This window comes from Mesorhizobium sp. ES1-6 (assembly GCF_020164775.1).
GTDB lineage: Bacteria > Pseudomonadota > Alphaproteobacteria > Rhizobiales > Rhizobiaceae > Mesorhizobium.
Genome location: NZ_JAIUGU010000012.1, coordinates 88,636 through 106,488 on the forward strand (window position 1 = coordinate 88,636; position 17,853 = coordinate 106,488).

Sequence of the window (17,853 nt, forward strand, 5' to 3'; positions counted from 1 at the left end):
TTCGAACCTGCCTGAGAAAAACAGGTTCCCAATCCGCAGAAAAAGCTCACAACGGACCAGGCAAGCCGTCGATCAGGGTACCTCCGCAATTGAGAGCATGTGCAGCATGATGCTGCAGGGGAACACTCCCGCCAAGTCCAAGTTCGGCTCCGCAAGGGAGACGTACATGGCCGCGACCCAAGGTTTGAACGACAACTGCCTGCCAGTAACGCTGATCGACGCCGCAGAGACATCGCGCAAGAAAGCGGAGGACGAAGTCAGAGCTCGATCCAGGTACAAAATGGCAAGGCGGGCAAGGCTTTCGAAGGCTTGTCCGGCAATGCCTCGGCTGATCCGCAGTGTCATTGCCGGTTCCGGTGCAATCGGGGTCGTGGACTTTTCCTTCCGGCGGACAGTCGCATCGACCTCAAAGATTTAAGCCCGGAGAGGACAATTGCTATTGCCGCACGAATCGCTTCTCCTTCTGGAAGGACCAATCGCAACGTAGTTTGCTGAACCCATGGTCCCTATCCTTGATGCGACCGGCGTTGCCCCGCCGCCCCCGAACCGGCGTCGGTCGCCTCACTCTTCGGGCAGGTCCAACCGTAGCTATGTTTCGAATTCGCCACGCCTGGTGGCGAGCAGAAAGTGACGGAGCACCCAGTTGCGTTAACGCAGGTTAATGCCCGGAGGGTTGACGTGTGGGAAGGTGACATTGGTGCTTCCAACCGACTCGTTGGCTGTACGTCGGATCCCGAGGGAGAAGCCAATGACCCGTGATCGGCCGGTGATTTCCGCCTTTGATTTTGATGTGATCAAAAATGCGCTCAAAGCCATAGTCGTTGAGGGCGCCGTTCCCGAATCCGAGTGGGATCAACAAGCTCGCAATCTCGTGAGAATTTTCTCCGGCACCGGGGCAGACGAGACCATGGTTCGAGTTCTGCTTGAGAGCTGCCGGACTTGCATAGACAACGCGTCCGAAAGGGAGCTTCCCGTCACGCATGATGGCGGTGCTCACTTCGGCAGGCAAAGTCGTAATTTACGGCGTTCAAGGGAGCTGCTTGCGAGAGGCCGGCATGAGAGGCGGAGCATAGAGAACGCTGTTTCTTTAGCGTTGAGCGATGAAAACGCCTCCGATTAGATCATGGGATGTATGGGAAGGACCTCAGGCTTGAGGCTGCCGCTTCGTTGATCGGATTTTGGTCCGGTTGCTTCCGACCGAAGCCCTGCATCCGGAACATTCGATTTGCGTGACGTTTCGGGCCGCGAGCCGGAACTTTATCATGTGTGACGCTGATGGGAGATGGCACTCTCCCGACGATTGCTGATGTGCAAGACGACGCTTGAATGTCCCCATTGCGGTTTCGCCTTGAAGAGAGCAGGCAGCTGGTTTCAGGTCGTCGCCTCGCATCGGTGCGAGCCGTGCCAACGCCAGTTCGGATCACCTATCCTCACAATTCAGACCCTTCGCACAAGCATGAGCAGCCGTCAGCACTTGAAGAGGCGCGGCAGCGCTCAGCCTGGATTCCCGCATGGTGCTCTTAGGCCAGGGGGCTTCAGATCACAACTTCGCCCTCCCACACTGGCATCAATCAAAGGATTATCGAACAATGCTAAATGGAACTGTCACATCCCTTGCCTTGGGGATGCGTATGGCCAGCCTTCGAGCCAGAATGCAGGCGGCCAAGATCGCCCAAGGCAAATTGATGACTTGTCGAGAAAGTCGTCGCGATCATAGGGATGGACTGGCTCGGATCGATGGTGACGAACTTATCGCGGCCTCCTTCGTCAACGATCTATCGCCGGGCAACGTCGCCGACCATGCCGACACTCAGCAGACTTTTTGACTCCCGGGCCGAAGCAGCCAAAGCCGCAGGCGACCTAGTGGCAGCGGGAATTGCCCGCGTGCGGATCGCCGTTATCGGACCTTACCGCGACGAGGTGGCTGGTTTGGGGATCGCTCCGGCTGCAATTCTTACCGCGATTTTCAGCGGGAGTGCTCTTGTGGCGTTTTTGATCAACCCTTACGGCGCGGGGCTCTCGCCGACAGCACTGGCGGCGCTCGCTTGCGCCAGCGTTGCTGGCGGGCTGATCGGATCCGTGGCAGCTGCCGCGGGGAGGCTCGTGGATGTGGATCCGGTCGAAGGGATCGTTTTGGTGACGGCCCATGTCAATGACGCCGAAATTGAGATCGCGCTGGCAGCGCTTGGCGTTCCTGCGAACTCATGCACGGCCCAAGCGGCATGACCCTGGTACCGGCTCTAGCCCGCCCCGGCGTTTGCCGGGCCGGGCGACCCCGGGCTGTGCTGCATTGGTCGACAGATGTCTAACTTCAAGAACACGCTCCGCCGGAACAATTTGCCTCCGCTTATGTTTGGGGCAAAGTTTAGCGGAGCCTAATGTGAGATTCTTGTTCATTCAGGAACCGTGCGAAACGTGGGCGGTGTTCGACGCCGCGACCGACGAGCCGGCGGAGTTTGCAGGTGAGTGCCTCACGGGTCTCACAAAGTCTGCCGCTATTTGGCTCGCCACCAGAGCAAACGAGGACGAACGAAGAAGCCGTTGCCAGGTCCAATCGAGCATCAACGCAAGTGCTACCGTCGGCGTTCTTGAGCAGCAATTGCGTGTCCAGTAATGGGGATGATGAGTGACGAGGCCATGGCTGCTGTATTGGCTTCACGCGAGGACGAAGTGCAGGTGCTCGGTGTATTCGACGCCGTGAACAAGAAAGAAGCTGCCCTTGAGCTTCGCAGTTTAGGGGAGGCAGTCCAGTTCATCGCAAATGCGTCCGTGTTGGGCTACGACGTTCGCGCCGCGATGATCTTCTTTGGGCCGCGGGAGCGCCCAAGCTTGAGGGTGCAGCACTGCGAGCAGCTTTGGGCAAAATACGGCATGCTGCTGCTTGCGCCGGACTGCATGTCTTGACCTGTTGGCCCTGGTTTCTAGCGCAGGCCGACCGACTTGCCCATTTGAACCTTCTGAGCGGACGCAAGCACCGACCAGCTAGGAATGGAGCTGTGGCGCTACGCCGTCGGCCGTCGTTTTATCGAACGCCACAGCCACACCGTGAACGATGGATGCCGCCGCCAACATTTCCTCCAATTGGCGGTCAGAGGCCCTACAGGTCGGCATGAGTGTTCGGATGGCGCGAATTGCCTGTGCAATGGACAGGAACCGAGCTTTGCCTCTGGAAATAACATAGGCCTCTGCGGCTCGTTCAACCGTGATGGAATGAAAAGCGTCGGTCACGAGAATTCCTCCCTGAACGCAGACCAAAATGATTTAGCGCCAACATTAGACAGCCTTCAAGGGCATGTCCCATTCCGAACAATCATCCGGTGGTGATGTCGAACTGAGGTTGCTCCTCCTTCCCATCTGCGCCATGCGTGAGTTGGATCATTCCGGTCGATGATCGTGATCTCGCCGCGCTTGGAATGGCGGTCAGGATTTGTTCAGTGTCGAAATAGCCTTCTCTACACCGGGCTGAACATGAGCCATGACATTGCGGAACGGAACCACGTACAGGATAGCGCCTGACTTGGCGGCAAGCCGATCTAGCAGCTTGCGGGAATCCTCGATTACCCGGCGCGTCTTTTCGGTCCCTGCACGCAGGTCCTCGACATATGCCCGCGCCCGTTGCTGGTAGAGGCGCGCACTCACGGTTCGGAAGTCGTCAGGTTCCCACGGTTCCACGGGCATCAGACCCGTTGCGGATGAGTTCGAACGTGACCTTTACCACAAAAATGGGTTTGCTCGAACCGTCATGCACATACAGTGCCACCTCGCGGAAGGTGCCGTCCGGCATCTTGTCCTTTGCTATTTCTAGGAGCGCCTTTGCCGCCTCGTCTTCAGCCGATTGCAGGCTCGGAAGGTCGGTTCCTTCAGTGTCCGGGTATGCGGTTCCGTTGTCGGTTAGATCAAAATAGTAGAGCGCCATCAGTGCCGAACAGAGCAGCGCGATCTTTGTTCCTGACCCTAAGCTGTGTCGCGGGTTCCGGTTAACGCCGGCTTTAGATCGTCAATGGCGGTCATACCTCCAGTGAACAGGGTGAGAATGCTCCTAGCCAGGGTCTCGCACTCTGGGCTTCCCGCCGGAATGCCCGATCGATTGGCCAGGATGTCCGCCAGCATAGTTAGCTGCTCGGGTTCGACGTGGCCGTCTGCCGAAATCTCGTGGGGCCTTCGCTTCAGGGGAGGCTATTTGTACGCGTTCGGACGGACATTAGCTAAGTCGCGATTGGGGCTGTCAATTATGCAATCGCCTGGACCTGATGGCCGCAGCAGGCTTACGATCATTCTACTCCATCGCGAGCCCAATCAGGCACAATATCCCAGCGCGCCGAGAACAAACCGGCCATGCTGGTCGACAGCTCTTCGCGAACAAGAAGCGGATGCGCGAATTTGAACCGGCGAAGCCGGGGTGGTCCTTTTAACGAAGAAACGGCCGCACAATCTGCGAAGAATAGGAACGGAACCGTGAGAGTCTTGACCGCCCAGGTTCAAGATTTCTCGCGAAAATCCAGCAGCTTCGCATGGCGCAGCTTTTCTTCTCCCTTCAGGAACTTCACAAGCCCGACAAGACCGGGCTTTAGCCATTCGGCCTTGTCGCTCTTTATCCCTTTCGGCACCGGCCCTCCTACCTTCCCCTTAACCCGGTCCCACAGACGCTGGCGCTTGTCGGCCTTGAACGTGACGAAGGCGCCGCCGGCATAGCGGCCCTTGTCGGCCATCAGCACCATGGCAGGTTTGCCCGCCTCGCGCTGGACGCCGATGATATCCATCTCCTTTTCGGCATAGCACTTGATCTTGCGCCAGTTCATCGTCGGGCCGCTGCGATAGACGCCGCCCTTGCGCTTCGACACCATGCCTTCAAGGCCGGCCTGGTCCACCATGTGATAGACAGCGGCGCCAGCGCCCGGCATCGCTTCGCTGAACTGGATATGGCCGGTCGGAAGCAACGCCTGCAGGATCTCACGACGATCTTCTATCGGCATATTGCGCAGATCGTGGCCGTTGAGGTGCAGCAAGTCGAACGCGACCAGATAGAGGTCGCGCGAGGGTTTGCGGCTGGTGACGGCGGATTGCAGCACGTGGACGTCTGTCAGGCCCGCCTCGTTGATCGTAATCGCCTCGCCATCGATGATGAAGCTTGCCGCCTCGATCGCCGTGGCTTCGCCGGCAAGTTGAACATAACGACCCGTCCAGTCGTAACCGTTCTTTGTAAACAGCCGAATTCCGTCTTCGTCCTTGATGAGCTGGGTGCGGTAGCCGTCGAACTTGAATTCATGGATCCACTCGTCGCCCTGAGGCGGTGTATCGACGAGCTCAGGCTCCATGGGCTTGATGAACTTCAGACGCATGCACCGAACTCACGACGGATATGCGGTTCAATCAGCTTTAGCTAAAATAGTTCCGAACCCGCAAACCGTTAGCGCGATGCAACAAAGCTCGCGGAACTACGTTGGCATCCATCGGAGTGGAGGAACAATGATGGCGGATGACAAGAGCAAGCGAGACTCTCGAGATCGAAACCGCGTCTCCGTAGAGGAAGAATAGAGATTCGTTATTTCGACGAGAAGACGGGAATCACGGCCCAACAGGTGCGCGACCTGATAAAGCAACACGGCAATGACCGCGCCACGCTGGAACGCGAGGCGAAAAACCTCAAACGCGGCTGAGACTACCGATGACGAAGTACCAAGTGGAAGAGATCGAAGGCGACGCGGTCTTGTCATCTGCCGTTGTTGTAGTCGACGATCCGATGAAAGCCGCAGAAGCCGCGGCTGGTGGTCAAAAGGTATCGCCAAGGGCTCTACAGGATCATTGGTTCCGGGTTGTCGATGAAGAGCAAGCCGCCGTTTACGAGTACAGCCTGGCCGTGCCTGACGAGCATCCAGATCCAGAATGGACGAGGCAATCTGACCTCGCCGATCCCTGGGAAGTTCCACGGTGAAAAGTCATCCCAGAGGAAGAAAAAATCGTTGGAGCCGAATACGCCGGCGAATGCGATCGAATTCCTCAACACGCCCGAAAGTTTCTCGCGCTTGGTGAGTTCGGGCTTCTTATAAGCCTTCCTAATCATTCGACCCCGCCGGATATCGCGATCACCTGGACAGCTATGTTACCCAGCCGCTCGCGCTTCTTCAGTTCTGGCTTTTCGTAGGATCCCGCCCGAGATCGTCCGCTATCGAGAAACATGCGCGGTCGGGCTCGATGCCTTCGGCCTGATATCGCCAAAGGTGTGTTCCAAGAAGGCCAACAACTGGCGCACGGCGGGCGAATCGCAGGAGTAATATATCCACTGGCTTTCCCGCCGGGTGTTCACCAGTCCGGCCCTACGCAGTTTGGCCAGATTTTGCGAGAGCGGCGCTTGAGTGTGGTTGCTCCCTACCTTCTCCAACAGCTCGTTTACCGACTGCTCCCGATCGAGCAAATGAGCCAAGACCAATAGTCTGGTCGGGTTGCCGACTGCCTCAAGGAATTCACAAGCTTCGACGCACCTGCCCTTGGATGTTTTCGAAACCATATGCGCCAATCTGGTCCATCCGGTCCCTCGCCCAAAGGTGCATGGCATGAAGCTGCCCGACATGGCGGCCCAGATATGGATTGCACGGCATATGAAAAGATACGCTCAGCCTCGGCAGCTTTTTGCCATTCTGGTCCCGGACCTGAATGAATAATTGCTGGCTGTCGAGATCCTTCGGAGATTCTTTCACCAAGTCGATCAAGCCTCCGATGCCTCACGACGTGCTCCTCGAGCCCGTCGAGTCGATGCCTACCTCATCTTTTAATGACCGCATGGCTGTCTCCGGTGTCAAAGAATATCTCGCCCTCCAGCCCCTCTCACAGCATTCTCGCGTTTTTTTGGTGTAGATAGCCGGTATCGAAATCTCCTGCTCGTACGAGACCAGACCAATCGACAGCGTGCAATCGCGAGCCCTTGGTGACGATCAACCTGGCGCCTCGTAGTTCTTGAAGCATTCGGTTCACGTGCACGGTCGATAAGCCCAACGCGTCGGCAAGTTCTGCCTGCGTGATGGGAAGCTCCGCCACATGATCCTTGATGAGCCCCATGGAGTGAAGGCGGACGATGAGCTCGCATAGAATGTGCGCCATGCGAGCATAGGCGTCGCGCCTTCCAACATTTGTGACCCACTCTCGATAGATCGCGGCGTCGATCACGGTCGAGCGCCAAAACACAGTCGCTATGGAAGGATGTTGGTCGCAAATGGCTCGCAACGCATCATGCCGCATGAGGCCCACGGTAACGCGCGTGAGGGGTGAGAACGCGCAATCCAAAATAGAGAGATGCATTCCGTGGAGGTCAGGAATGTCTCCCGGAACAAAGAACGACGTGATCTGCCGTTTGCCCTCGCCCGTGAGCTTGGTGGAGCCCACCAGACCGTCCAAAACCACGAATGAATGGGTGGGCCGATCTCCCTCGCGCACGATGTCCTGGTTGGCCTGATAGTCCCGTTTCTGAAATTGGATGCTCTCTAAAACGGTGATATCCGACTGAGTGAGATCAGAGATGTTCTGGAGCTTACGGGTTAGAACATTCGGAGAAGGAACATGTGCCAAATTTTGTGACCGGGTTGCTTTTAAACGCCGAACTCGGACCAGGCTCTAATGTTCCCGGCGTTAGCGAGCGCGCCTGCTACAACGCGCGAGACGTCTGCTAACTCATTGGCATCCGGTCTACCTCGGCCAACGGATTTCGCCACTAGGCCGATGGCTGAATCTCAGATTGCGGACGCTCCAAAGAGAGGCGGAAGGTGCTTAGTCATGCTGAACCCGGCTCGATCGGATAACCTGATCGTTCGTAGAACTCGGCTACGCCAGCATTGGATTCGACCACTTGCAAATTCACCTTCTTACAGCCAAGTGCTGCTAGACGACTTTCAGCCTCTGTAAGAAGCTTCTGCCCGACCCCTTGTCTTTGCGGGTTTCAACATAGCGATCCGCGAAATCCAACCTCGATGACCCCCGTACCCTGCCATCACTGAGCCGATGCCTCCCAACGGGTGTCGGCCGTTCCACGCAATGTCTCCGTTGCGCAGAGGCGGAGGGAACGAATTCTTCCGTGTTACGTTGAAGCGGGTTGAACTTAAAAGGGGTGGGGATGAGCGAACTGTCGCTGGAAGACGTTATCGCGTTCGATAAGATCGACAATTCCGAGACCGGCCGGGACTTTGATTACAGGGATTTCTTTGAGAACGGTGCTGTTGCGCTTCATCTCGTGAGCGCAGAGGGCGTCATTCTGCACGCCAACAAAGCTGAACTCGATTTGGTTGGCTATCCGGCAGAGGATTATGTGGGGCGCCACATTGGCGAATTCCATCCTGACCGGGACGTGATCGAGGATGTTTTGGATCGCCTGACCCGTGGGGAAAAGATCACGAGGTATCCGGCGCGATTGAGGGCCTTCGACGGGTCGATCAAGCACGTAGAGATCACATCGAGTGGCCATTTCGTCGACGGAAAGCTGATCAACACGAGATGCTTCACCGTCGATTTAACCGACCTGGAGCGAACTCGTAGCGAGTTGCGGCGCAAGGACAGTACCTACCATCAGATTCTGGATGCGCTTCCGGTCGCCATTTACACCACTGACCCGCATGGCACGATCACCTATTACAACCGCGCTGCTGCGGCGCTCGCAGGCCGGGACCCTGAGGTCGGCAAGGACAAATGGTGTGTCACATTCAAGCTGTTCACGCCCGACGGCAAGGAACTGCCGCATGACGAATGCCCGATGGCGATTGCGCTCAAGGAGAACCGGCCAGTTTACGACCAGCAGGCCATAGCTCAACGTCCGGACGGGTCCTTCTTCCCATTTCAGCCTTATCCAACTCCTATACGAGACGAGACGGGCGATCTGGTTGGTGCGGTCAATATGCTGCTTGACCTAACCGATGCCCAACGGGCCGAGGAGGTCCGCCATCATTTGTCAGCCATTGTGGAATCCTCGTTCGATGCCATCGTCAGCAAGGATCTGAACACGAATATCACGAGTTGGAATCACGGCGCCGAACGTCTGTTCGGCTACACTGCCGAGGAGGCCATCGGGCGGTCTGTCACGATGCTCATCCCGGCTCAGCATCAGGACGAGGAACCGCGCATCCTTGAACGCATCCGCCGCGGTGAGCGAGTTGAGAGCTTCGAAACAGAGCGGCAGCGAAAGGATGGCAGCCTCGTTCCAGTCTCGCTGACGATATCACCTGTGCGCAATGCCGTCGGCCAGATCATCGGCGCCTCCAAGATCGCCCGAGACATCTCGATGGCTAAGGAGAGCGAACATCGCATCCGCATGCTCATGCGCGAGGTCAACCATCGGGTTAAAAACCAGTATTCCGTTATTCTCTCTATGATCAGAGAAACAAACAAGCGCGCCGACAACCCCGCAGCGTTCGAGCGGCAGGTTCGTGAGCGGATCATGGCTCTCTCACGCTCGCACGATCTGCTCGTTATGGGCGACTGGAGGGGCGTCACCGTTTTGGAACTCCTGCTATCGCAGGTCAAGCCATTCGGCGACGAGGGCCGAATTTCCTTATCCGGCCCGGCCGTTATCCTCAGTCCCAATGCGGTCCAATATCTTGGCATCGCTTTTCACGAACTCGCCACCAATTCAGCCAAATACGGCGCGCTTTTGGGAGATCAGGGGGCGATTTCGGTCAGATGGAACGTTTCGGGTTCGGGAACTCAGGGGGTCTTTCAGCTTACCTGGGCTGAAAAAGATGGTCCAAAAGTTCAGACCATCGGACAGGGTGGATTTGGAACAGTGGTGCTGAAGCGGGTTGCTCCCGAGGCGCTCGGAGGCAAAGGCAACCTCGACTACGGCGAACATGGCATCGTTTGGAGTTTGGAAGCGCCGGTGGCCTGGGTAGAGGCCACAGTAGCCAGTGAGGCCTAAAGCACGACGACTCAGAGTTGCGGGACGCCAAGTTCTCGTCAGCCTCGCGCAGAACCGTGTACCGAGGAGCGAGCAGTGGCCACACGCGGCCGCCTGCCTTATTCCGCCACGCATGCTGACATCGCCGCGACGTCCGAAGTGTTTCGCTCCTCTCTGCTAAATCGCGCGTGCGACCTTCACCGGCCTTGGAGGATGCTGTCCGGGGTCGCTTCAGGTGGACCGGAATCGTTCCCGCCTGCGACTATCGAGCACGCGTTTCAGGTCGCGCTGCTGGACAAGCGACATCGCCGTGGCCGCTAGGTCAGCCATCTCAGATGGTTTCGGGACCCAGCTTCCTTTGGCGAAAATCTGATGCTCGGGATTGTCGTCGAATTCGTTGTTGCCTGAATGAACGATGAAAGGGATCGAGCGGTCCGCAAGAGTATGCGCAACGCTGTGGCAAACACCGTCCCTTAGCTTCAGGTCGATCACCGCCACATCGGGGTTTTGATCTCCAAGGTAGCGTTCGGCCTCTGCGCACGAGGTGACATGCACGACTTCAAACCCAGCTTCGGCCAAGTGGTGCTCGACGTCCAGAGCAATGAGAACTTCGTCTTCCAAAAGGAGCGCGATCATATCAGCCATGGCGTCTCACCCTATCAGGCGGAAGCTCTGACATCGCTTACCTGCGCCTCCTGCCTTATGCTGGTGACCGTAAAGGTTTGTACCATCCCGTCACCCTAAGCGAGTCAGTTCGATGCGATCAAGTACCCGCGAGGGCGAATATTGATCAGCCAGAGCGCCAAAACGACGATCCCTTCCCCGATCTCTTCCCTATCGGAAGGTCGTCATTCTCGGCGATGTCGCTGAGGAGGCTAACGACCATCGTCGCCTCCTCCGAGGTACAGGAATAGAAACGCCGTTTGCCTTGGGTGCGGGATCGCACAATTCCAAGTTTGGCCATGCCGCTCAAATGCTGTAAAAGCGCGCTCTGCCCACCCGCCAGAGAGAGTAACTCCGACACCGATTTCTCCTTATCCATCAGATGAATCAGGATCAGCAGCCGCTTCCTGAAGCCTAGGGCTGCGAATAGCTGCGAGGCAACGGACAACTGCGTTCGCGAGGGCTTTTCCTCAGAGGGGCGGCTGCGATGGGCTAGTTACGCAGGCCTCAAGTGGTGTTTCGCCACTCGAGACGTGGGCTGAAATACGTCGTCTTCGAGTATCTTCCCCTTAGAACCCCCTCGAACTCGACTGTGCGCTAACTCTTCATCTCGGATCCACGCACCAGTTCCTTTTCCAAAAGCGAAGGCCCCGACGCTCGGCGGTCGGGGCCTGAAACTTTCAAAACCAGTCGGATCTTCGCTATGCCGCCTCGGCGGCAACGTTGACGGCCGACTCGGCGAGCTGCGTAAGGGCTTCGTCGGTGTCCTTCTCCTCGCCGAGGGTAAGCTCGAGAAGCTCTACTGCTTCATCCATGCCGAGTTCGCTGGCCCAGGTGCGCATCGTGCCATAGCGGGAGATCTCATAATGCTCGACTGCCTGAGCTGCGGCCAGCAGACCGGCATCGAGAGCCGGAGAGCCTTTATACTCGTCCATGATTTCGGAGCCTTCCTCCGTGATGCCCATGATGGCCGCGCACGTCTTGCCCTGTGGTTTCTTGCCGAGCGCGCTGAATATCTTCTCCAGGCGTGCGACATGCTCCTGGGTCTGGCCGCGGTGCTTTTCGAACGCTGCCTTGAGATCGGGGCTTTGTGCCGCCTTCGCCATCTTGGGAAGTGTCGCCAGAATCTTTTTCTCGGCAAAATAAATGTCTTTCAATGTATCGATGAAGAGCTCGTTCAGGCCTTTGGTCGAGGCCTTTTTTGTCGTCGCCATGATTGTCTCCCTTCTTGAGCGCCTCACAAACGGGGCGGACGAGAAACAAAGTTGCGGCGATGCAGTTCCATCAAGATTGGGCCAGCATGCCAAATGGGCTTGCGGCTGGTATGTGCAGATGCGAAATTCGCGGATCGCCGAATTTCGACAAGGAGGTTTGGCAAATCGAGGTCGCAATGATGTCCCGAGCAGCCATGCACAATGTCCAAATATCGGGCGCTGGCCCTCCAACAATCGTCTTCGCGCATGGCTTCGGATGCGATCAAAACATGTGGCGCTTTGTTGCGCCCGCGTTCGAGGACCGGTTTCGCGTCGTCACCTTTGATCATATAGGAGCAGGCGGCTCGGATCTCACTGCCTATGATCCGAAGCGATATTCGACCCTGGATGGCTATGCAGATGATGTCGTCGCGCTCTGCCGCGAGCTTAGTATGACTGGCGGCATTTTCGTTGGGCATTCGGTAAGCGCCATGATCGGCATTCTCGCCGCAAGGAAAGCGCCCGAGCTTTTCGGCAAGCTTGTGCTTGTGGGGCCGTCGCCCTGCTACATCAATACGGATGATTACGTCGGCGGCTTTACGGAAGCTCAAATCTCGGAACTGCTGGAATTCCTTGACAGCAATCACATGGGCTGGTCGACCGCGATGGCACCAATCATCATGGGCAATCCCGATCGGCCTGAACTCGCCAAAGAGCTTACGAACAGCTTTTGCAGGACCGATCCGGACATCGCCAAGAGGTTTGCCCGAGCCACCTTTCTATCCGACAATCGCGCTGACCTCGACGGCTTCTCGGTTCCTTCACTAATCCTGCAGTGCTCGGATGATGTGATCGCGCCGCAGGTGGTTGGCCAATACGTGCACCATCGCTTGGAAAACAGCCGGATCGTCAATCTCAGCGCAACCGGGCATTGCCCCAATCTGAGTGCGCCGGCCGAAACGATCGCCGCTATCAACAGCTTTGTTTGAGTGGCATATCGTGGCCTCAGGCGAAGATGCGCGGGCGCTGGAATGGGCCGAACTCAAAGACCTCTTTGAGACGGCTCCGTGCGGCTATATCTCGGCCTCTCGCGACGGCGTGATCCAGCGGGTGAACCAGACCTTCTGTGAATGGCTCGGGATCCAGGGGCACCACCTTGTCGGCAAACGTCTGCCCGATCTGCTGCCGATCGCAGGGAAGATCTACTACGAGACGCATTTTGCTCCTTTGCTGCGCATGCAAGGCGAGTTCAGGGAAGTCGCGCTCGACTTCCTGAAAGCTGATGGCAGCCGGCTGCCCGCGCTTGTCAATGCACAGGAGCGGCGAGACGCTGAGGGCGTGCCGCAATTCGTCAGATTGACCATCTTCGACGCAACGGATCGCCGGCGCTACGAGCAGGAACTCTTGAGCGCCAGGGCTTCGGCAGAGCAGGCAAACGAAGCGCTTCGGCGGCTGAATGCCGAGCAAGAGCGGATCATTGCCGATGAGGTCGCGCAGCGCATGGCGGTCGAGGAGACGCTGCGGCAGTCTCAAAAAATGGAAGCGGTGGGGCAACTGACGGGTGGCATCGCGCACGACTTCAACAACATGCTTGCCGTTATCATCGCCGGCCTCAATCTCATTCAGCGCCGGATCTCACCGGGCAATGACGATATCGGGAAGTTGATCGAAGCGTCCATGGACGGCGCTACCAAGGCAGCCGCGTTGACGCAGCGGTTGCTTGCCTTTTCGCGGCAGCAGCCGCTTGATCCGGAGCCGGTCAATTCGAATGGCATGGTGGCGGAGATGTCCGAGCTTTTGCGAAGCACCCTGGGCGAGACCATCCACATGGAGACAGTGCTGGCGAGTGGGCTTTGGAAAACCGTTGCTGACCGTAATCAGCTGGAAAACGCTATCGTCAATCTGTCTGTCAATGCGCGCGACGCAATGGCAGGTGGCGGCCGGCTCACCATTGAAACTGGAAATGCTGGGATCGACGACGCCTATGCGGTCGAGCATGGCATTGCGCCTGGTCAATATGTGATGATAGCCGTGACCGACACCGGGACAGGCATGACCCCGGAGGTGATCGCGAAGGCGTTCGACCCCTTCTACACAACAAAGGGCGTCGGCAAGGGAACGGGGCTGGGCCTCAGCCAGGTGTTCGGCTTCGTGAAGCAGTCAAGTGGCCATGTGAAGATCTATTCCGAGATCGGCCATGGCACGACGGTGAGGATCTATCTGCCTCGCTATTACGGGACCGGAGAGGCGTCGGCGCGAAAGCTGTCCGGTGACACTCCGGCTGGCGCTGCGCACGAAGTCATCCTCGTCGTGGAAGACGATTACAATGTGCGCGAACTCACGGGTCAGATGCTGCGCGATCTCGGCTATGGTGTCTTGTCGGCGGATGGCGGACAATCGGGCCTGCGCATGCTCCATGAGCACCCCGAAGTGAAGCTGCTTCTAACCGACGTTGTCATGCCCGATATGAACGGCCGACAGCTGGTCGAAGAGGCGCTTCAGCTGCGAACCGACCTCAAGGTGATCTACACCACAGGATATACTCGCAACGCCATCGTGCATAACGGTGTGCTGGACCCAGATGTCCAGCTCCTTCAAAAGCCTGCGACGTTGAAGGCATTGTCTCAGAAGGTTCGCCAGGTGCTCGACAAGTAATCCGGAGAAGAGGTTTCAAGCCCATTTACCCGACGTGCCGAATGGGCGTCGGCTTGAGGGGTTTAGGGTGGCCGCCATCAGCGCCACAGGAAAGATTTAAACAGAAGGACGTCGTGCGGCAACCATTGTCGAGCTAAAGGGCAGCGTATACCGCAGGCGCCAAGGTTGTGAGGTCGCATACGAGCTGTTTCAGAGCAGACTCATCGTACGCGGGTCACGCTCGCCCTCGAAAAACCGGTCTAGCGCCTGGTGGAAGATTGGGCCATCAACGCCGGCGGTTTCGCCAAACAGCGTCATCGATGACCGGAACTTCAAATCGTCTGGAGAGCCGAAGATCTCGTATGCCGAGCGTCCGCTGACATCGAGAGCCGCGGCTGTCGCATGACGCAGGCGTTCGCCAAGAACGGCATCGGCCAGATACGCCCGCGCCTCGTCCTGGCACGAGATCCCATAGTGCTGCGCGGTCGGCGAGTGTCCAAGTCCGCGCAATTGCGGGAAAACGAACCACATCCAGTGGGAGCGCTTGCGCCCAGAGCGCAGCTCGGCCATGGCGGTATCGAAGATCGGCTCCTGTGCGGCACGAAATCGGGCGAGGTCGAATGGATCGTCAACGGCCATGCTTACGCCGCCGCCAGTTCAATCCAGGCCGGGGCGTGATCGCTCGCCTTTTCCCAACCGCGGACGTACCGGTCGACTCCGGCCTCGTGCAGTCGGCCGACGATGGACGGTGACAATAGCAGGTGGTCAATACGCAGGCCGGCGTCTCGCCCCCAGGCGTTCCGGAAATAGTCCCAAAACGTGTAAATGCGTTCGTCGGGGTGAAGTTTACGGAGCGCGTCGGTCCAGCCCTGTTCGGACAGGGAGTGGAATGCCGCCCTGACCTCCGGGCGAAAGAGCGCGTCGTCGCGCCAGCGTTCCGGTTTGTAGACGTCCAAATCCGTCGGCATGACGTTGTAGTCACCAGCAAGTACGATGGGCGTCTTGAGTGCGAGCAACTCTGCAGAGTAGCTTCGTAGGCGTTCGAACCAGCGCAGCTTGTAGTCAAATTTCGGGCCAGGCGCCGGATTGCCGTTCGGCAGATAGAGGCAGCCGACAAGCACACCCTCGATGGCGGCTTCGATGTAGCGACTGTGCGCGTCATCGAGATCGCCCGGCAGCCCCCGGCGGGTTTCGATGGGTTCGCGACCGCGGGCCAGGATCGCCACCCCGTTCCAGCTTTTCTGCCCCTGCCAAATCGCGCCATACCCGGCTTTCTCGATCGCGTCGTGCGGAAACCGCTCATCGGGCGATTTCAATTCCTGAAGGCAAACGACATCCGGCTCCGCCTGATGCAGCCAGCGAAGCAGGACCGGCAAGCGCCCGTTGACGCCGTTCACATTGAAGGTAGCGATCTTCATGGCGCGAGCTCCGCGCTTCCTAGCATTCTATCGGACCGCTTTGCGGATGCGGGCAGTCAGGATTTGTTCAGTTTCGAAATAACCTTCCCAGGCATCGGGCTGCTGCGCCCGCACAGCGGCGCCAAAAACGTCGAAGGCGTTGGCCGCTTTGAAGGTAGGTAACTCGTCCCAGGTGACGGGAACGGCGCAGGGCGCTCCCGCGCGTGCTCTCGTTGACCAGGGGCAGATCGCCGTCGCGCCTTGGCCGTTGCGCAGATAGTCGATGAACATCCGGCCCTTGCGCTTCGCCTTGCTCATGTTGGCTACGAAGCGGGATGGATCTGTTCGGGCCAGCAGCTCAGCGAAATCCTGGCAGAAGCCCTTGACGGCTTCCCAGTTTGCCTTCGCAACGAGTGGAACGACGACGTGAACGCCCTTGCCGCCGGACAGCAAGGGCCACGATTGTAACCCAAGCGCTTCGAGAACGCCTCTTATGTCAAGCGCCGCCTGTTTCACATCACCAAAGTCCAGGCCCTCGTCAGGGTCGATATCGAAGATCATCCGGTGGGGCAGGCTTGGTCGTTGGCGCAAACTGCCCCAGACATGAAACTCGAGCACATTCATCTGCACGCCACCAACCAGCCCCGCCAGATCGTCGACCCAAAGGAAGCGACTTTCCTTGCCGGAGATTTTCTCCAATTGACCATCATGGATGGCTTTGGGCATGCCCGGCAGCTTGTGCTTTTGAAAGAAGGTTTGCTCCAGGTCACCATCGGTGTCGCGCACCAGTGAAAGGGGCCGATCTTGGATATGTGGCAGTATCTTTTCGGCCACCGCAGCGTAATACGCGACGAGCATGGCTTTGGTCACCTTGGTGCCAGGGTACATGACCTTTTCGGGGTGGGTCAGGTTGACGCCAACGGCCACGGCAATCTCTTTACCCATATTGGGATCGAGATACGCGGTGCCGACGGTCGCCGCCGTGGCAAGCACTTCCATCACCACCTGGTCGGCCCGCTTGTCTTCACGCATGGCTTGGATGCCGAAGGCTGCCGTCGGGCGTCACTTCGGAGAACATAACTTCGGCAATTAGGTCCGGCTTCACCCAACTCGCTCGACGCGCGATGTCGCGCGGCACCGACGCAAAAGCTGGTCTGTCCACCGGCCGCTTCTCTAACTGCGCAAGGACGGATTTGCGCATCGCCTCTGAGAATCCGGTGCCGACGCGGCCGCGGTAGACCAGCTTTCCATTCTCATAGGTGCCGAGGATCAGCGAGGCCAGCCCGCGCCCTCTGTCGCTAGGGCGATACCCGCCGACCACGAACTCCTGTCTCTTGGTGCATTTGATCTTCAGCCAGCTTGCCGTGCGATCGCCAACATAAGGGCTGTCCGCGCGCTTGGCTATGACACCCTCGTGCCCCCCGGCGCACATGGCCTCGAAGATCTGGTCTCCATGGTCGGGGATGTGACTGGAAAACTGCAGCCTGTCATCGGGATCCCGTTCGGCCAGGAGCACCTCTAGCCGGTGCTTGCGATCAACGAGGGGTTCGTTCGTGAGGTCCTCGCCGTTGAATTCGAGCAGGTCGAAGGCGTAGAATTTGAGCGGCAGCCCGGCGGCGATGCCGGTCTTAAGGAGGGAGAAGTTGGTACGGCCCTCGCTGTCGATGGCAACGATCTCGCCGTCGATCAGCGCCGATCCCTTGGTGAGTGTTCGTAGCGGGGGAAGAATAACCCGGAACTGGCGGGTCCAGTCATGGCCGTTACGCGTGTAGACCACGGCATCCGGGCCCGAGATAGCGACTTGCGCGCGGTAGCCGTCAAACTTCATTTCGAAGAGCCAGTTGCCGCCGACCGGAATCTCGTCTGTCAGCGTACAAAGCTGGAAGGGACGAAATGTGGGTAGCGGACGTTTCGGGATAGATTCTGAGTCCCTGCGCGGTGCACGCTTTGTTCTGGGAAAGGCCTCTAGGGCTGACATGAGGAGCTCGAATACATGGTCGGATTCAATACGCTGCGAAAGGATCGGTTCCAGCTCGCGTGGAAGAATTGAAACCAGAAGAACTCGGACCGCGTTAGAGTTGCTCAACGCAATTCA

22 protein-coding genes and 1 pseudogene are annotated in these 17,853 nt (G+C 58.1%); 8 read left to right on the forward strand and 15 right to left on the reverse strand.

Annotated features, from left to right (window positions below; all coding sequences use genetic code 11):
- Positions 1 to 72 precede the first annotated feature (72 nt).
- On the reverse strand, positions 73 to 345 hold the full coding sequence (locus LB564_RS24915) for a hypothetical protein (RefSeq protein ID WP_140707820.1): 273 nt from the start codon (positions 343 to 345) through the stop codon (positions 73 to 75).
- Between the two features lie 403 nt (positions 346 to 748).
- Here LB564_RS24915 and LB564_RS24920 point away from each other — a divergent pair, with 403 nt between their 5' ends.
- The 4 genes from LB564_RS24920 to LB564_RS24935 all read left to right on the forward strand — a co-directional run bounded on the left by LB564_RS24920 (position 749) and on the right by LB564_RS24935 (position 2,904).
- On the forward strand, positions 749 to 1,120 hold the full coding sequence (locus tag LB564_RS24920; RefSeq protein WP_140707822.1) for a hypothetical protein: 372 nt from the start codon (positions 749 to 751) through the stop codon (positions 1,118 to 1,120).
- A 511-nt stretch (positions 1,121 to 1,631) separates the two neighbouring features.
- Complete coding sequence (locus LB564_RS24925; protein WP_224541745.1) at positions 1,632 to 1,826, forward strand: hypothetical protein; 195 nt, start codon at positions 1,632 to 1,634, stop codon at positions 1,824 to 1,826.
- A complete protein-coding gene (locus tag LB564_RS24930) occupies positions 1,801 to 2,226 on the forward strand; it encodes a hypothetical protein (protein ID WP_140707824.1) in 426 nt (141 codons plus the stop codon). Before LB564_RS24925 ends, LB564_RS24930 begins: the two co-directional genes overlap by 26 nt.
- Positions 2,227 to 2,622: 396 nt before the next feature.
- Complete coding sequence (locus LB564_RS24935; RefSeq protein WP_224541747.1) at positions 2,623 to 2,904, forward strand: hypothetical protein; 282 nt, start codon at positions 2,623 to 2,625, stop codon at positions 2,902 to 2,904.
- 78 nt (positions 2,905 to 2,982) lie between these two features.
- Here the strand turns inward: LB564_RS24935 and LB564_RS24940 are convergent, their stop codons facing one another.
- The 4 genes from LB564_RS24940 to LB564_RS24955 all read right to left on the reverse strand — a co-directional run bounded on the left by LB564_RS24940 (position 2,983) and on the right by LB564_RS24955 (position 5,339).
- Entirely contained in the window at positions 2,983 to 3,228 is a 246-nt protein-coding gene (locus LB564_RS24940) for a hypothetical protein (RefSeq protein WP_140707828.1), read from the reverse strand.
- A 192-nt stretch (positions 3,229 to 3,420) separates the two neighbouring features.
- Complete coding sequence (locus LB564_RS24945; RefSeq protein WP_140707830.1) at positions 3,421 to 3,639, reverse strand: hypothetical protein; 219 nt, start codon at positions 3,637 to 3,639, stop codon at positions 3,421 to 3,423.
- A gap of 13 nt (positions 3,640 to 3,652) precedes the next feature.
- The gene (locus LB564_RS24950) at positions 3,653 to 3,916 is read right to left on the reverse strand and encodes a DUF6894 family protein (RefSeq protein ID WP_140707832.1); all 264 of its coding nucleotides are present in this window, start codon (positions 3,914 to 3,916) and stop codon (positions 3,653 to 3,655) included.
- Between the two features lie 562 nt (positions 3,917 to 4,478).
- Positions 4,479 to 5,339, reverse strand: a complete 861-nt coding sequence (locus tag LB564_RS24955; RefSeq protein WP_140707834.1) for an ATP-dependent DNA ligase — start codon at positions 5,337 to 5,339, stop codon at positions 4,479 to 4,481.
- A gap of 326 nt (positions 5,340 to 5,665) precedes the next feature.
- Here LB564_RS24955 and LB564_RS24965 point away from each other — a divergent pair, with 326 nt between their 5' ends.
- Positions 5,666 to 5,932 (forward strand): hypothetical protein, encoded by a 267-nt coding sequence (locus LB564_RS24965; RefSeq protein ID WP_140707836.1) that lies wholly within the window; start codon positions 5,666 to 5,668, stop codon positions 5,930 to 5,932.
- Between the two features lie 231 nt (positions 5,933 to 6,163).
- Here the strand turns inward: LB564_RS24965 and LB564_RS24970 are convergent, their stop codons facing one another.
- From LB564_RS24970 to LB564_RS31765, 4 genes and pseudogenes are all read right to left on the reverse strand, one after another.
- Entirely contained in the window at positions 6,164 to 6,568 is a 405-nt protein-coding gene (locus LB564_RS24970) for a metalloregulator ArsR/SmtB family transcription factor (RefSeq protein WP_318012850.1), read from the reverse strand.
- Positions 6,462 to 6,707: a hypothetical protein gene (locus tag LB564_RS24975; protein WP_181173759.1), complete on the reverse strand. Its 246-nt coding sequence runs from the start codon at positions 6,705 to 6,707 to the stop codon at positions 6,462 to 6,464. The genes LB564_RS24970 and LB564_RS24975 overlap by 107 nt, the downstream gene beginning before the upstream one ends.
- A gap of 115 nt (positions 6,708 to 6,822) precedes the next feature.
- Positions 6,823 to 7,560, reverse strand: a complete 738-nt coding sequence (locus LB564_RS24980; RefSeq protein WP_140707838.1) for a Crp/Fnr family transcriptional regulator — start codon at positions 7,558 to 7,560, stop codon at positions 6,823 to 6,825.
- A 202-nt stretch (positions 7,561 to 7,762) separates the two neighbouring features.
- Positions 7,763 to 7,861: pseudogene (locus LB564_RS31765) on the reverse strand (GNAT family N-acetyltransferase); the annotation flags it as partial.
- Positions 7,862 to 8,101: 240 nt separating this feature from the next.
- Here LB564_RS31765 and LB564_RS24990 point away from each other — a divergent pair.
- Positions 8,102 to 9,892: a PAS domain S-box protein gene (locus LB564_RS24990; protein WP_140707840.1), complete on the forward strand. Its 1,791-nt coding sequence runs from the start codon at positions 8,102 to 8,104 to the stop codon at positions 9,890 to 9,892.
- A gap of 210 nt (positions 9,893 to 10,102) precedes the next feature.
- Here LB564_RS24990 and LB564_RS24995 read toward each other — a convergent pair whose 3' ends face one another.
- Together LB564_RS24995 and LB564_RS25000 are read right to left on the reverse strand one after the other, a co-directional pair.
- The gene (locus LB564_RS24995; RefSeq protein WP_140707842.1) at positions 10,103 to 10,516 is read right to left on the reverse strand and encodes a VpsR-related response regulator; all 414 of its coding nucleotides are present in this window, start codon (positions 10,514 to 10,516) and stop codon (positions 10,103 to 10,105) included.
- A gap of 719 nt (positions 10,517 to 11,235) precedes the next feature.
- Positions 11,236 to 11,748: a ferritin-like domain-containing protein gene (locus LB564_RS25000; RefSeq protein ID WP_140707844.1), complete on the reverse strand. Its 513-nt coding sequence runs from the start codon at positions 11,746 to 11,748 to the stop codon at positions 11,236 to 11,238.
- A 176-nt stretch (positions 11,749 to 11,924) separates the two neighbouring features.
- On the opposite strand from LB564_RS25000, the gene LB564_RS25005 reads away from it, so the two are divergent.
- A complete protein-coding gene (locus LB564_RS25005) occupies positions 11,925 to 12,716 on the forward strand; it encodes an alpha/beta fold hydrolase (RefSeq protein ID WP_411910170.1) in 792 nt (263 codons plus the stop codon).
- Between the two features lie 10 nt (positions 12,717 to 12,726).
- On the forward strand, positions 12,727 to 14,382 hold the full coding sequence (locus LB564_RS25010; RefSeq protein WP_224541749.1) for a PAS domain-containing sensor histidine kinase: 1,656 nt from the start codon (positions 12,727 to 12,729) through the stop codon (positions 14,380 to 14,382).
- A 189-nt stretch (positions 14,383 to 14,571) separates the two neighbouring features.
- On the opposite strand, the gene LB564_RS25015 is transcribed toward LB564_RS25010, so the two are convergent.
- Genes LB564_RS25015 through ligD (LB564_RS25030) form a run of 4 tightly spaced genes read right to left on the reverse strand, consistent with a single transcriptional unit; the run spans position 14,572 to position 17,844 of the window.
- Entirely contained in the window at positions 14,572 to 15,000 is a 429-nt protein-coding gene (locus LB564_RS25015) for a DUF1810 domain-containing protein (protein WP_224541751.1), read from the reverse strand.
- 2 nt (positions 15,001 to 15,002) lie between these two features.
- Complete coding sequence (xth, locus tag LB564_RS25020) at positions 15,003 to 15,779, reverse strand: exodeoxyribonuclease III (protein ID WP_140709554.1); 777 nt, start codon at positions 15,777 to 15,779, stop codon at positions 15,003 to 15,005.
- Between the two features lie 27 nt (positions 15,780 to 15,806).
- Entirely contained in the window at positions 15,807 to 16,790 is a 984-nt protein-coding gene (gene ligD / locus LB564_RS25025; protein ID WP_224541753.1) for a non-homologous end-joining DNA ligase, read from the reverse strand.
- Entirely contained in the window at positions 16,783 to 17,844 is a 1,062-nt protein-coding gene (gene ligD / locus LB564_RS25030) for a non-homologous end-joining DNA ligase (protein WP_224541754.1), read from the reverse strand. Before ligD (LB564_RS25030) ends, ligD (LB564_RS25025) begins: the two co-directional genes overlap by 8 nt.
- Positions 17,845 to 17,853 lie beyond the last annotated feature (9 nt).